Genomic DNA, 14,240 nt, shown 5'->3' on the forward strand with positions numbered 1-14,240 from the left:
CACCGCTGGAGTTACTAACCAATACTCACACCGGCAACGCGGTCGAATACTTCACCTGGCTCAGCGCAAAGCTCGACTCGATCGAGGCGATGCCGTCGAGCCGGGTCAGCTTGTTCTTCAGGAACGCCTCATAGGAGGAGAGGTCGGCGGCGACCACGCGCAAGAGATAGTCGCGGTTGCCGGTCATCAGATAGCACTCGAGCACCTCGTCCCATTTCGAGATCGCGCGCGCGAAACGGTTCAGGTCTTCCTCCTTCTGCCGCGCCAGCTTGATCGAGATGAAGACCGAGACATGCAGCCCGAGCGATTTCTGGTCGACGGTTGCGATGTAGCGAGAGATCACGCCGCGCTGCTCGAGCAGCTTGACCCGGCGGTGGCAGGGCGACACCGACAGCCCGACCTTGTCGGCGAGCTCCTGCATGGTCATGCGGCTGTCGGTCTGGAGCAGACTCAGGATCTTGCGGTCGATGGCGTCGAGGGCAGGCATTGGGATGAACTCGCAGGTGAAGGCCGGATCGTGGGAATTTATCCCAATTTTTCCTATGCTGTCGCGTGGAATTGAGATTTTCGGCGGCCGCCGCGGCAGTAACATTGGGCATATTCGCCCGGAGCATTGCCATGGGAATCGCGCCTGAACGCCTCGACATGCTGTCCGCCCTGGCCCGCAAGGTGCTGTGGCTGTCGTCGTGGACCATCCACCACGCCAACCACGTGCGGCCCTCGGCCGACGGGCTGAAAGTCGGCGGCCATCAGGCCTCGTCAGCCTCGCTCGCCAACATCATGTCGGCGCTTTATTTCTCGGTACTGCGCCCGCAGGACCGCGTCGCGGTGAAGCCGCATGCAAGCCCGGTGTTCCATGCGATCCAGTATCTGTTCGGCCACCAGACCCGCGACAAGCTGGAGAATTTCCGCGGCTACAAGGGCGCGCAGTCCTATCCGTCGCGCACCAAGGACACGGACGACGTCGACTTCTCGACCGGCTCGGTCGGCCTCGGCGTGGCGCAGACGCTGTTCGCCTCGCTGGTGCAGGACTACGTCAAGGCGCACGGCTGGATGAAGGACCGGCCCGAGGGCCGCATGATCGCGCTGGTCGGCGACGCCGAGATGGACGAGGGCAACATCTTCGAGGCGCTGCTGGAGGGGTGGAAGCATGGCCTGCGCAACACCTGGTGGGTGGTCGACTACAACAGGCAGTCGCTCGACGCCGTGGTGCGCGAGGGACTGTGGGCCAAGTTCGAGACCATGTTCCGCAACTTCGGCTGGGACGTGGTGATCGTGAAGTACGGCAAGCTGATGCTCGAGGCGTTTGCCGAGCCGGGCGGCGAGGCGCTGCGGCGCTGGATCGACAATTGCCCGAACCAGATGTACGCGGCACTCTGCTTCCAAGGGGGTGCTGCGTTCCGCAAGCATCTGCGTGACGATATCGGTGATCAGGGCGACGTGTCGGCGCTGATCGATCGCCGCAGCGACGACGAGCTGCTGGCGCTGATGTCGAACCTCGGCGGCCACGATATGGCGAGCATGATCGAGGCCTTCGAGGCGATCGACCATGATCGTCCGGTCTGCTTCATCGCCTACACCATCAAGGGCGTCGGCCTGCCGATGCAGGGCCACAAGGACAACCACGCCGGCCTGATGACGGTGGCGCAGATGGAGAAGTGGCGCGTCGCGCAGAACATCCGCACCGGCCACGAGTGGGACAAGTTCGAGGGCCTGTCGCAGCAGCCCGCGAAGCTCGAGGCGTTCCTGGCCGAGGCGCCGTTCAACCGCGAGGGACGCCGTCGTCTCTCGGCGCCGGAAATCGACGTGCCGGAGCGGCTGGCCTTCAAGGCCTCCGCGCAGATGTCGACGCAGCAGGGCTTTGGCCTGGTGCTGCATGAGCTCGCACGCGGCGACAGCGAGCTTGCGTCGCGCATCGTCACCGTTTCGCCCGACGTCACCGTGTCGACCAATCTCGGCGCCTGGGTCAACCGCCGCGGCCTGTTCGCGAAGGCGGAGAACCACGACCTGTTCCGGCAGGAGAAGATCCCGTCAGCCTACACCTGGGAATATTCGCCGAAGGGCCAGCACCTCGAGCTCGGCATCGCCGAGATGAACCTGTTCATCATGCTGTCGGCGCTCGGCCTGTCGCAGCAGATCAACGGTGCGCGGCTGCTGCCGGTCGGCACGCTGTACGACCCCTTCATCGAGCGCGGGCTCGATGCGCTGAACTATGCTTGCTACCAGGATGCCCGCTTCATGGTGGCGGCGACGCCGTCGGGCATCTCGCTGGCGCCAGAAGGCGGCGCGCATCAGTCGATCAAGACGCCGCTGATCGGGATCGGGCAGGACGGGCTTGCCTCATTCGATCCGGCCTTCGTCGATGAACTTGCCGTGATCATGGGCTGGGGCTTCGGCCACATGCAGCGCGAGGGTGCCGAGGGCGGTTCGGTTTACTTGCGACTCTCGACCCGGACGCTGGAGCAACCGCAGCGGATCATAACACCGGACCTGCAGCGCGACATCACCGATGGCGCCTACTGGATGCGCAAGCCGGGCCCGAACTGCGACATCGTTGTTGCGTATACCGGCACCGTCGCGCCGGAAGCGATCGAGGCGGTCGGCCTGATCGGCGAGAGCCACCGCGATGTCGGTCTCCTGGCGGTAACCTCTGCCGACCGGCTCTATGCGGGTTGGTCCGCGGCGCGGAATTTGCGCCGCGACCGCCGTGGCACGCAGCATTTGAGTCATATCGAGCGCATGCTGGCGCCGCTCGGCCGCGACTGCGGCATCGTGACCGTGATTGACGGCCATCCGGCCTCGCTGGGCTGGCTCGGCAGCGTGCGCGGCCACCGCCTCGAGGCGCTCGGTGTCGAGCATTTCGGCCAGACCGGGACGATCGGAGACCTCTACCGCCACTATGGCATCGACGCCAACGCGATCATCGATGCGGCGGAAAGCGTGTCGGTCGGCGCCCCGGTGCGGCATCGCAAGATGGCGGTGTAACGAGGGATCTCTCCTCATCGTCATCCCGGCGCAGGCCGGGATCCATAACCACAAGTGGAAGTAAGTAAGCGCGACTCGTTCTAACAGCACCCTTTACCAATTGCGGTCGGTGGTTATGGGCCCCGGCTTTCGCCGGGGCGACGAGACCAACCTTGCCACCGGTGCGGCAGCGACATTATATCCCGTTCGCGTGCACGAGCCGCGCCCCGCATATGGCGGGTTCAATTCGCCCTGCTTTCGTGCAAGGATGCCTGCCGAACGCTTTCCGTTCCCCTTATCCATACGCCCCCTACAAGAGGTTTCCGATGGTCAATCGTATGCAATTCTACATCGATGGCGCCTGGGTCGATCCCGTCGTCAAAGGCAAGTCCACCCCCGTCGTCAATCCGGCGACCGAAGAAGCGATGTATGAGGTTGCGCTCGGCTCCAAGGCCGATGTCGACAAGGCAGTCGCCGCCGCCAAGCGCGCGTTCGAGACTTATTCCCGGACCAGCCGCGAGGAGCGCATCGCGCTGCTCACCAAGGTCGTCGAGGTCTACAAGGGCCGCATGAAGGAAATCGGCGCCGCCGTCTCCGACGAGATGGGCGCGCCTCTCCCGATGGCCGAGAAGCTGCAGGCCGGTGCTGGCCTTGGCCACCTCATGAACACCCTCGAAGTGCTCAAGAAGTACGAGTTCGAGGAGACCATGGGCACCGCCGTGATCGTGCGCGAGCCGGTCGGCGTGGTCGGCATGATCACCCCCTGGAACTGGCCGCTCAACCAGATCGCCTGCAAGGTCGCGCCCGCGCTCGCCGCCGGTTGCACCATGATCCTGAAGCCGTCGGAGTTCACCCCGACCTCGGCGCTGATCTTCGCGGAAATCCTCCATGAAGCCGGCGTGCCGAAGGGCGTGTTCAACCTCCTCAACGGCCTCGGCCCGGAGGTGGGTGCCGCGATGAGCGAGCACCCGGACATCGACATGATCTCGTTCACCGGCTCGACCCGCGCCGGCGTCGATGTCGCCAAGCGTGCGGCGCCGACCGTGAAGCGCGTCAGCCAGGAGCTCGGCGGCAAGTCGCCGAACGTGATCCTCGAGGGTGCCGACCTCGCCAAGGCGGTGACCGGCGGCGTGATGCACATGTTCAACAACTCGGGCCAGTCCTGCAACGCGCCGTCGCGCATGATCGTGCCGCTCTCCAAGATGAAGGAAGTGGCCGCGATCGCGAAGGGCGTCGCCGACAAGACCAAGGCCGGCGATCCGCGCGCCGACGGCACGACGATCGGCCCGGTCGTCAACCGCGGTCAGTGGGACAAGATCCAGGCGCTGATCCAGAAGGGCATCGACGAGGGCGCAACGCTCGTCGCCGGTGGCCCAGGCCTGCCCGAGGGCGTCAACAAGGGCTTCTATGTCCGTCCGACCATCTTCGCCGACGTCACCAACGACATGACGATCGCCCGCGAGGAAATCTTCGGACCGGTGCTGACCATCCTCGGCGCCAAGGACGAGGCTGAGGCGGTGAAGATCGCCAACGACACGCCCTATGGCCTCGCCGGTTACGTCTCGGCCGACACCGTGGAGACCGCGCGCCGCGTCGGCCGCCAGATCCGCGCCGGCAACGTCAACCTGCAGGGCGTGCCGAACGAACGCAGCGCGCCGTTCGGCGGCTACAAGCAGTCCGGCAACGGCCGCGAGTGGGGCCGCTACGGTCTGGAAGAATATCTCGAGGCCAAGGCGGTCGCCGGCTACAACGCCGCGTAAGCTCGATCCACGAGAGACAACATTCTGGCGCCGGGGCGGATCACCGCTCCGGCGTCAGACTTTTAGGAAGCTCGAAGTTTTATCGTCGTCCCGGCCTTAGTGCGCAATTGCGCACTAAGGCCGGGACGACAAACTAACCGCCGAGCGCGCCTTGGGTGTTGACGTAGAGCGCATAGATCGACTGGCTCGCCGCCATGAACAGGCGGTTGCGCTTCAGTCCGCCGAAGCAGAGGTTGGCGCAGCGCTCCGGCAGCGCGATGCGGCCGATCATGACGCCGTCGGGCGCGAACACGACGACGCCGTCGAGCTCGGGATCGCCCATGCCCCAGCCGCACCACAGATTGCCGTCGATGTCGCAGCGCATGCCGTCGGGCGTGCCGCGGCCGGCATCGATGAACACGCGCTTGTTCGCGATTGTCTTGCCGTCGGCGGAAACGTCATAGGCCAGGATCTTGCGGTTCGGCTCGCCGCGGGATTCCACGACATAGAGGATATTCTCGTCCGGCGAGAAGCACAGCCCGTTCGGGCCGAGCACGCCCTCGGCGACGATGCTGGCCTTGCCGGTTGCCGGATCGAGCCGGTAGACGTGGGGCTCGATCTCGGGTTCGGCCTTGTAGCCCTCGTAATTGCCGAGGAGGCCGAAGATCGGATCGGTGAACCAGATCGCGCCGTCGGATTTCACCACGACGTCGTTCGGCGAGTTCAGCCGCTTGCCGCCGAAGGAATCGATCAGCACCGTAATCGATCCGTCATATTCGGTGCGCACCACGCGGCGTCCACCATGCTCGCAGGTGACCAGCCGGCCCTGGCGATCGCGGGTGTTGCCGTTGGCGAAGCTCGACGGCTTGCGGAAGATGCTGACCGCGCCGGTCTCCTCCTCCCATTTGAGGATGCGCTGGTTCGGGATGTCGCTGCACAAGAGGTAGCGGCCGTCGCCGAACCACACCGGCCCTTCGGCCCAGCGCAGGCCGGTGGCGATGCGCTCAACGGCGGAGAGCTTCAGCCAGTATTTCTCGAAGCGCGGATCGAGCGCGTGGATCGCAGGATCGGGATAACAGGTCGCGGGACGCCAGCCGGCGGAATGAACATCGGACATTTGCTGTTCTCGTTGTTGTGTTTCGATGGTGTTTCCTTGAGCGCATGGTTTGCTATCATTGTCGGCCTGCGACCGCAATTCGGCCCAATGATTCCCTTGGGCAAACAGCAAAGACGAGGGACGGCATGCCACGCATATTGATGACCGGCGCATCGGGGGGAATCGGCACGAGCCTGCGCAAGCTGCTGCCGCCGATCTATCCGGACCTCTTGCTGAGCGACATCAAGAAGCCCTCCGATCTCGGCAGCAACGAAAAATTCAAGGCGGCCGATCTCGCCGATCTCGCTGAGGTCGAGGCGATCTGCGAGGGTGTCGACGACATCCTGCATTTCGGCGGCTATTCGGTCGAGGGTTCCTGGGGCGCGATCCTGCAGGCCAACATCATCGGCTGCTACAATCTGTTCGAGGCGGCGCGCAAGAAGGGCGTCAAGCGCGTGATCTTCGCCTCATCCAATCACGCGGTCGGCTTCTACCCGCGCCACCACCGTATCGGCACCGATGTCACCGCGCGGCCGGATAGTCGTTATGGGGTGAGCAAGGTGTTCGGCGAGGGCGTCGGCGCGCTCTATGCAGACAAGCACGGCATCAAGGTGACCTGTATCCGGATCGGCAATTTCGGCGAGGCACCGCTCGATCACCGCAGGCTGTCGATCTGGCTCAAGCCCGAGGATCTGGTTCAGCTCTGCCGGATCGGGCTCGAACATCCCGACATCCATTTCGAGGTGCTGTATGGCGCGTCCTACAACGAGCGCTCGTGGTGGGACAATCACCGCGCCTACGATCTTGGCTATCGTCCGAGCGGCCGTGGCGAAGACTTCCGCGAGCACGCGATGGCCGAGCAGGCCAAGCTGCCGCCGGACCCGGTCGGCGACTTCTACCAGGGCGGTGCGTTCTGCAGCATGGAGTTCGACGGCGACAAGACGAAGGTGATCGACTGGAAGAAATGATCAGTCGTCGCACTGCGGGAGCTGCTTCACCGCCTCGGTGTGCTGGCGCTGCGGCTCGCTCGAGCTTTGCCCGGATGCCTTGGGTGCGCTTCCGGGTCCATTATAGGTCTCGGAGAAGTGGGCGAGCGGGAAGTTGAGGCTGATCTTCTGTCCAGTCAGGTTCTTCGCTTCCACCACGATCGTTTGCGCGTGCTTCAGCCGTTCGATCAGCTCGCCATTGGCCTCCAGCGTGCCGCCGCAGCCGAGGGTGTAGCAGTGCGTCCTGGCGACCTGCATCGGTTCGTCCTGATCGATGCGGAGGCTGATCGTGCCTTCCAGCATGGTCCGCGTTCCGACATTCGCGGTAAGCAGCGCGCGCGTGCTGGTCTGTGGCGAGACGCTGATGGAGCCGCCCGACGGCGCGCACTGGCCGCGCGCGGCGGCAGCGACGAAGCAACTCGCCTCCGTCAGGCAGGTCTTGGTCCAGGGCTCATAGGTGAGCTCGGTCGCGCGCGGATCGGCCGCGTCGGCAATTCCGCCAAGCGCGAGCTGCGCGGCGAATGATCCTAGGAATATTGCCACGTAACGCATCGCCGTCTCCTTCACGAGGAGGCCGCGTATCGCGCTATTGCGGCTTTTTGTCGTTGGAGATGCGGACGAGGTAATCCGCCTTGCTGTACTGCATGTGATCGACGCAGAGCTGCGCCAGCGCCCAGCTGTCGCGGCCCCTCAAGAGCTCGATCATCAATTCGTGCTGGCGGCGCGACAATGCGAGGCCTTCGCTGTCGGCGAGGTTCTTGGCGCGCATCGGCAATGTCAGGTTCATGTAGTCCTGCAGCGAGCGGACCAGGTAGGGATTGCCGCAGGCGGAGAACAGCGCGAGGTGGAATGCATCGTTGGTTTCGTGGATGCCGCGCATGTCCTGCGCGTCGGCCTTGAGGCAGTAATGCCGTTGTAACTCGCTCAATTGGTCGATCAGGCTGTCGGGCGCGGGCAGGGCGATCATCAGCGCGGCCTGGCGCGTCAGCATCTCGCGCACCTCGTAGATCTGCCGCACTTCCTCGGCCGAATAGAACCGCACCGTGGCGCCGACATTCTTCTCGCGCAGCACGATGCCCTGGCGTTCGAGCTGGAACAGCGCCTGGCGGACGAAATGCCGGCTCGCGCCGTAGCGCTGCATCAGGGTATCCTCGACCAGCCGCAGTCCGGGCGCGAAGCGGCCGAAGATGATGTCCTCCTCCAGCCGGCGGATCACTTCCGCCTGTTCCTCCTCCCGCGAGGGGGTCTGGATAACGGGCAAAGTGGGCTCGGCTGTCATGCGCTCTCGGCTTCGGGTCGGTGCCGGAGGTCAGCATGACGCCATGGCTATTGTCAATAATGGGGGCGATTTTGCCGCAGACCAGCTGCGCTGCTCCGCCAGATTATCTCATATTGACAATAATTCCTGCCGCTCCTTAAGTGCGGCCGACCAACCACGGGAAGAGAAGAAAATGGCCGACGGACTTCGCAAGGGACTGACCAGCTATGGTGACGCCGGCTTCTCGCTGTTCCTGCGCAAGGCTTTCATCACGGCGATGGGCTATTCGGACGATGCGCTCAATCGCCCGATCGTCGGCATCACCAACACCTACAGCGACTACAATCCCTGCCACGGCAACGTGCCGCAAATCATCGAAGCGGTGAAGCGCGGCGTGATGCTGTCGGGCGCGATGCCGTTCGTGTTCCCGACCATCTCGATCGCCGAGAGTTTTGCGCATCCGACCTCGATGTACCTGCGCAATCTGATGGCGATGGATACCGAGGAGATGATCCGCGCCCAGCCGATGGATGCGGTGATCGTGATCGGCGGCTGCGACAAGACCCTGCCGGCGCAGCTCATGGCCGCCATCAGCGCCGATCTGCCGACGGTGGTGATTCCGGTCGGCCCGATGGTGGTCGGCCATCACAAGGGCGAGGTGCTGGGCGCCTGCACCGATTGCCGTCGGCTGTGGGGCAAGTATCGCGCCGGCGAGATCGACGATACCGAGATCGAGGCCGTGAACGGCCGTCTCGCGCCGTCGGTCGGCACCTGCATGGTGATGGGCACGGCCTCCACCATGGCCTGCATCACCGAGGCGCTCGGCCTGTCGCTGCCGATGAGCGCGACGATCCCGGCGCCGCATGCCGAACGCTTCCGCTCCGCGGAGGCCAGCGGCCGCGTTGCCGCCGAAATGGCGAAGACCAAGGGGCCGAAGCCGAGCGAGATCCTGACGCCGTCGTCGTTCCGCAACGCACAGGTCGTGATGCAAGCGATCGGCGGCTCGACCAACGGGCTCATTCACCTCACGGCGATTGCCAACCGCTCGCCTCACAAGATCGATCTCGAGGCGTTCGACAAGCTGGGCCGCGAGGTGCCCGTGCTGGTCGACCTCAAGCCGTCGGGCGAACACTACATGGAGCATTTCCATCATGCCGGCGGCGTGCCGAAGCTGATGGCGCAGCTCGGCGACCTCATCGACCTCGATGCTCGGACGATCACCGGCCAGACCCTGCGCGAGGTCGTGGCCAACGCGGAGGATGTGCCGGGGCAGGATGCAATCCGCTCCAAGGCGAACCCGATCAAGGCCGAAGGCGCGATGGCGATCCTGCACGGCAATCTCGCGCCGCGCGGTGCCGTCATCAAGCAATCGGCGGCGAGCCCAAAGCTGCTCCAGCACGCCGGCCGTGCCGTGGTGTTCGAGTCGGTCGAGGACATGACGCTGCGGGTCGACGACCCCGCGCTCGACGTGACTGCCGACGACGTGCTGGTGCTGCGCAACGCTGGCCCGAAGGGCGCGCCGGGCATGCCGGAGGCGGGCTACCTGCCGATTCCGAAGAAGCTCGCGCGTGCCGGAGTGAAGGACATGGTCCGCATCTCCGATGCGCGGATGAGTGGTACAGCGTTCGGCACCATCGTGCTGCACATCACGCCGGAGTCCGCCGTCGGCGGTCCGCTCGGGCTGGTGCGGAACGGCGACATGATCCGGCTCGATGTTGACAAGCGCAGCATCGATCTCCTGGTCGACGAGGCCGAGTTGCAGAGGCGCCGTGAAGCGCTGGCACCGGCGAAGACGCCGGATTGGGCCAAGCGCGGCTACGCACATCTGTTCAATGAGACCATCCTGCAGGCCGACGAGGGCTGCGATTTCGACTTCATGCGCGCCAAGGGGAAGTAACTGGCAAGTAGCGCACGTCATTCGGCGAAGTCGTCGAATTATCGATAATTCAAGCGCCGCGATGCGCGATAACGGCCGCGGTCGTCCAATTACCTCTGTTTTATTGACAATCCCGCGGGACTGGTGGGATGATCGCGTCAATCAAAAACAGGGGGAACGTCGCGATGGGCTATTCAGCCAGGATCGTCGGGATCGCCATGGCTGCGGCAGCGCTGCTGCTGCCGGCGCGCGCCGGCGCGCAGGAGGTCAAGCACTTCCGCTTCGCCTACGACCAGCCGCGCAACACCGGCTATTCGGTCGCCGGCGATCTGTTCGCCGAGAAGCTCAAGGAATTGAGCAAGGGGACGATGATCGTCGACCAATATCCCGGCGCGCAGCTCGGCCAGGAGCCGCAGCTGCTGCAGCTTGTGAAATCAGGCGATATCGAGTTCGCGATCGTCTCCTCCGCCAACACGGCGACGATCTCGCCGCAGGCCGGCGTGATGTCGCTGCACTTCCTGTTCCGCAACGACGCCCATGTGATCAAGGCGCTGGCGGACCCGCAGGTGTTCGAGGCCATCAGGACGATGATCGACGAGACCGCGCAGGGCCTGCATGTGATCGGCACCGGTTCGCAGGGCGTGCGCCACATCTACAGCAAGAGGGAAATCCACAACGTCGGCGACCTCAGGGGCGTGAAGGTCCGGGTGCAGGCGACCGCGACCGAGGACACCATGTTCCCGGCCTATGGCGCGCAGACGGTGCACATGCCGTTCGGCAGCGTCTACACCTCGCTGCAGACCGGCGTGGTCGACGCCGCCGAGAACAGCATCAATGTCTATCTCGTCAACAAGCACTATGAGGTCGCGCCCGTGCTGTCGATCACCGAGCACGAGGCCAACAATGCCCTGCTGTTCGTCTCCGACAAGCTCTGGCAGAGCCTCTCCGCCGAGCAGAAGCAATGGGTGCAGGCCGCCGCCAACGAGGTCAGCGCCAAGGAGCCGCAGAAGGCCTTCGAGCTGGAACGGAATGCGCTGACCAAGCTGAAGTCGTTCGGCGTCAAGGTGGTCGATGACGTGGACAAGAAGAGCTTCACCGCGATCGCCGATCCCTATCTCGACAAACTCGCCAAGGAGCTCGGCCCGCATGCGGAGAAGATCAAGAACTTGATCCGCGCTATCAACTAGCCCACTTCATGCGTCGTCCCGGCGAAGGCCGGGACCCATACGCCGCGGCCCGTCCATTGAAGCACCAGGCCGCCGTTCTTTCTCAAAGCAACAGGCGCCGGTGGTTATGGGTCCCGGCCTTTGCCGGGACGATCTACGAGGACGGAGCATTCGATGGCCATCGCCGACAGACTGGTGCTGCAACGGCAGCGGCATCTGAAATGGCGGGCGCTGGATCGGCTCGAGCTGATCCTGATGATGTTGTGCGGCCTGTTGTGCTTCGGCTTCTCGCTATCAGTGACCGCCGACATCGTCACCCGCACCGTCGGTCATCCCTGGCTGTGGCTGCAGGAGGTGACCTCGACGCTGTTCATCTACGCGATCTTCATTGGCGCCGCGGTCGCGACCAGGCGCAACGATCACCTCTATCTCACCGCGCTCTCGGAGGCGATGCACGGCAGGTCGCGGCTGGTCGTCGAGATCGTCATCAGGCTTGTGGTGCTGGGCGTTGCTTTTTGCCTGGTCTGGTACGGTTATCAAAATTACCTTCGCGGCTTCGGCAGTTTCCGGCTGCCGTCCGGAACGCCGATCGCATCGCTCTATGCGGTGATCCCGCTGTCCGGCATCCTGATCGGCCTGTTCACGATCGAGCAGCTCGTCAACGGCATCCGCGACGGCTTTGAGCATCCGGAGCCGCCGGACGAGGATCTTGCGATTCCCGCGATCAACACCAGTGCGACCACGGGAGTGCAGCCGTGAGCGCACCGGTCGTGCTGGTGTTGATGTCGTCCTGCTTCCTGTTCTTCGGTTATCTCGGCGTGCCGGTGCCGTTCTCGCTGATGGCGGGCGTGTTCATCGGCGCAATGCTGTCGGATGTGTCGCTGGCCGCGATCATCCAGAAGATCTTCGACGGCGTCGATTCCGAGGCGCTGCTGGCGATCCCGTTCTTCCTGCTGGTCGGCGAGCTCATGAGCTCGGCGAATGTCGTGGTCCGCATTGCCAACCTGTCGGTCTCGCTGGTCGGTCACATCAGGGGCGGGCTGTCGCAGGTCGTTGTCGTGTTCAGCATGTTCTTCTCGGAAATGTCGGGCTCGACCACCGCCGATGTCGCGGTCATGAGCCGGGCTCTCGGCGGGCCGATGCGGCGGGAGGGCTATGAGCCGGCCTTCATCGCCGCGATCATCGCCTCGGCCTCGACGATCGCGGCGCTGGTGCCGCCGAGCATCACGGCCGTGGTCTATGGCGCGGTCGGCAACGTCTCGATCGCCGGCCTGTTCATGGCCGGCGTGGTCCCCGGCCTGATGATCGGCTTCGGGCTGATGGTCTATTGCTATTTCTTCGGCCCGTCAGGCCTGCGCAAGCCGCGCGCGCCGCTGCGACAGATCGCGTTCGCCGCCGGCGACGCCGCGCTGCCGCTGATGATCCCGGTGATCCTGCTCGGCGGCATCCTGACCGGCTGGTTCACGCCGACCGAGGCCGGCGTGGTCGCGGTCGCCTACATCATCCTCGTCGTGATCCCGGCGCTGAACCGCGGGCACCTGAAAAAGATCCCGTATGACTTCTGCCTGGCCGGCCTGATCTTCTCGCTGCCGCTGATCACGATCGGCGCCGCGAACGCATTCGGCTGGATGCTGGCTTATCTGCGCGGCGCCATCTACATCGCCGACTGGATCACCTCGATCGCCGGCAACGATCCGCATCTCATCATGCTGCTGATGGTGCTGCTGTTCACCGTGGTCGGCGACTTCATCGAGCCGGTGCCGACGATCATCATCTTCATGCCGCTGGTGAACGCGCTGACCCAAGCGGGGGACATCAATGGCGTGCATATGGGCGTGGTGCTGATCGCGACACTGGCCTTCGGCCTGATCACGCCTCCCTACGGGCTGGTGCTGCTGATGGCCTCGAAATTCGTCGGCATCAGCTTTGCAAAAGCGCTGCGGGCGGCGCTGCCGATCTACGTCGTGTTCCTGGTCACGATCTGCTTCACGATCTATTTCCCGAAGGTCGTGCTGTGGCTGCCCAAGCAGGTGATCCCGGAATCGGTCGGCTGCTTCAAGGCACCCGGCGGCACCGGATACATCTGCCCGAATTAGCCAAACCTCTACTTCGACTTGCTGGTGAACTTCTTCACCGCGACGCGGAAATCCTCGGTATGCATCGACGTAATGATCTTGTGTTCCTCGGCGTCGAGTTGCTGCTTGGTCGGCGTGGTGGCAGCCTGATAGACCAGCGACTTGGTCCCGGCGATTGCGGCGGGCGGATTTTTCGCCAGGCGCTCGGCGAGCTGCCGGGTGGCCGCCTTCAGCTCGGCCGCGGGGACGGTCTTGACGACCAGCCCCCATTCATAGGCCTGCTGCGCGGTGAAGCCATCCTCGGCAAGGAAAATCTGCAACGCGCGACGGGTCCCAACGGTGCCGACGATGCCGACCGTGCTGCCGCCGTCGGGCGATACGCCGATCTTGGCATAGGCGGGCGTGAAGCGGGCATCCTCCGCGGCGATGCACAGGTCGGTCACGAAGGCGAGGCCCATCCCGGCGCCGGCCGCCGACCCGTGCACGCTGGACAGCACGATCTTCGGCATCCGCCGAACCGTCTCGATGAAGGCATGGTAGTGGTGAAGCATCTCGCCGACCACGGGCGCGATGTTGTTGGCTTCGGTCGCAGCACCGATGGTCTGCAGATCGCCGCCGGCGCAAAAGGCGCGGCCTTCGCCCTCGATGACCAGCACGCGGACGTTCTTGTTGGCTTCGACCTCTGCGCCGAGCTGCTCGAGCCTTTTGGCGATCGTCATGTCGATAGCGTTGAACGCGGCGGGCCGGTTCAGCGTGATGGTCGCGATGGCGCCGTCGATGCGGAGCAAGGCGGGGTCGTTGGCGGAGGCGGGATCGGGCATTTTGAGGACCTTGGGCTTGTTATTTCCGGACATTTAAGGCCTTGGCGGCAGCTGTGGCAATCCGGCCAGGCGTCCGGAGGCGGCTTTCGGGTGCCCAGATTTGCCGGAGACCCCCTTGCATCAGCGCGAGCCATGAGGCCAAATGGCGCGCGCCTTCGGTACGCAGACACGAGCGCTGTGGTGACGGGGCACGCAAGCTAACATCGACAAGAGGAAACGGCATGGGTCACTCCTGCTCGCGCGTATTTGGGTTGTTCCG

12 protein-coding genes are annotated in these 14,240 nt (G+C 64.4%); 7 read left to right on the forward strand and 5 right to left on the reverse strand.

Annotation, left to right across the window (positions count from 1 at the left end; all coding sequences use genetic code 11):
* Positions 1–25: 25 nt before the first annotated feature.
* The gene (locus tag ACVIGB_RS45910; RefSeq protein ID WP_092124958.1) at positions 26–487 is read right to left on the reverse strand and encodes an Lrp/AsnC family transcriptional regulator; all 462 of its coding nucleotides are present in this window, start codon (positions 485–487) and stop codon (positions 26–28) included.
* 131 nt (positions 488–618) lie between these two features.
* Between ACVIGB_RS45910 and ACVIGB_RS45915 the strand changes: the two genes are divergently transcribed.
* Both ACVIGB_RS45915 and ACVIGB_RS45920 read left to right on the forward strand, forming a co-directional pair.
* The gene (locus ACVIGB_RS45915) at positions 619–2,985 is read left to right on the forward strand and encodes a transketolase (RefSeq protein WP_456724299.1); all 2,367 of its coding nucleotides are present in this window, start codon (positions 619–621) and stop codon (positions 2,983–2,985) included.
* A 305-nt stretch (positions 2,986–3,290) separates the two neighbouring features.
* Entirely contained in the window at positions 3,291–4,724 is a 1,434-nt protein-coding gene (locus ACVIGB_RS45920) for an aldehyde dehydrogenase family protein (protein WP_456724298.1), read from the forward strand.
* Between the two features lie 133 nt (positions 4,725–4,857).
* Here ACVIGB_RS45920 and ACVIGB_RS45925 read toward each other — a convergent pair whose 3' ends face one another.
* Positions 4,858–5,820, reverse strand: a complete 963-nt coding sequence (locus tag ACVIGB_RS45925; protein WP_456724297.1) for an SMP-30/gluconolactonase/LRE family protein — start codon at positions 5,818–5,820, stop codon at positions 4,858–4,860.
* Positions 5,821–5,945: 125 nt separating this feature from the next.
* Here ACVIGB_RS45925 and ACVIGB_RS45930 point away from each other — a divergent pair, with 125 nt between their 5' ends.
* Complete coding sequence (locus ACVIGB_RS45930; protein WP_456724296.1) at positions 5,946–6,767, forward strand: NAD-dependent epimerase/dehydratase family protein; 822 nt, start codon at positions 5,946–5,948, stop codon at positions 6,765–6,767.
* On the opposite strand, the gene ACVIGB_RS45935 is transcribed toward ACVIGB_RS45930, so the two are convergent.
* Together ACVIGB_RS45935 and ACVIGB_RS45940 are read right to left on the reverse strand one after the other, a co-directional pair.
* Complete coding sequence (locus ACVIGB_RS45935) at positions 6,768–7,337, reverse strand: invasion associated locus B family protein (protein ID WP_456724295.1); 570 nt, start codon at positions 7,335–7,337, stop codon at positions 6,768–6,770.
* 34 nt (positions 7,338–7,371) lie between these two features.
* Positions 7,372–8,064: a GntR family transcriptional regulator gene (locus ACVIGB_RS45940; RefSeq protein WP_456724294.1), complete on the reverse strand. Its 693-nt coding sequence runs from the start codon at positions 8,062–8,064 to the stop codon at positions 7,372–7,374.
* A 172-nt stretch (positions 8,065–8,236) separates the two neighbouring features.
* On the opposite strand from ACVIGB_RS45940, the gene ACVIGB_RS45945 reads away from it, so the two are divergent.
* The 4 genes from ACVIGB_RS45945 (at position 8,237) to ACVIGB_RS45960 (ending at position 13,181) form a co-directional block, all read left to right on the forward strand.
* Positions 8,237–9,940, forward strand: a complete 1,704-nt coding sequence (locus ACVIGB_RS45945; RefSeq protein ID WP_456724293.1) for an IlvD/Edd family dehydratase — start codon at positions 8,237–8,239, stop codon at positions 9,938–9,940.
* A gap of 164 nt (positions 9,941–10,104) precedes the next feature.
* Positions 10,105–11,106 carry a TRAP transporter substrate-binding protein gene (locus ACVIGB_RS45950; protein ID WP_456724292.1) on the forward strand — a complete coding sequence of 334 codons (1,002 nt, stop codon included), beginning with the start codon at positions 10,105–10,107 and terminating at the stop codon, positions 11,104–11,106.
* Between the two features lie 153 nt (positions 11,107–11,259).
* Complete coding sequence (locus ACVIGB_RS45955) at positions 11,260–11,844, forward strand: TRAP transporter small permease (RefSeq protein WP_456724291.1); 585 nt, start codon at positions 11,260–11,262, stop codon at positions 11,842–11,844.
* Positions 11,841–13,181 carry a TRAP transporter large permease gene (locus ACVIGB_RS45960; RefSeq protein ID WP_456724290.1) on the forward strand — a complete coding sequence of 447 codons (1,341 nt, stop codon included), beginning with the start codon at positions 11,841–11,843 and terminating at the stop codon, positions 13,179–13,181. Before ACVIGB_RS45955 ends, ACVIGB_RS45960 begins: the two co-directional genes overlap by 4 nt.
* An 8-nt stretch (positions 13,182–13,189) precedes the next feature.
* Here ACVIGB_RS45960 and ACVIGB_RS45965 read toward each other — a convergent pair whose 3' ends face one another.
* Entirely contained in the window at positions 13,190–13,981 is a 792-nt protein-coding gene (locus ACVIGB_RS45965) for an enoyl-CoA hydratase/isomerase family protein (protein ID WP_456725265.1), read from the reverse strand.
* Positions 13,982–14,240 lie beyond the last annotated feature (259 nt).

Source organism: Bradyrhizobium sp. USDA 4341, assembly GCF_054063755.1.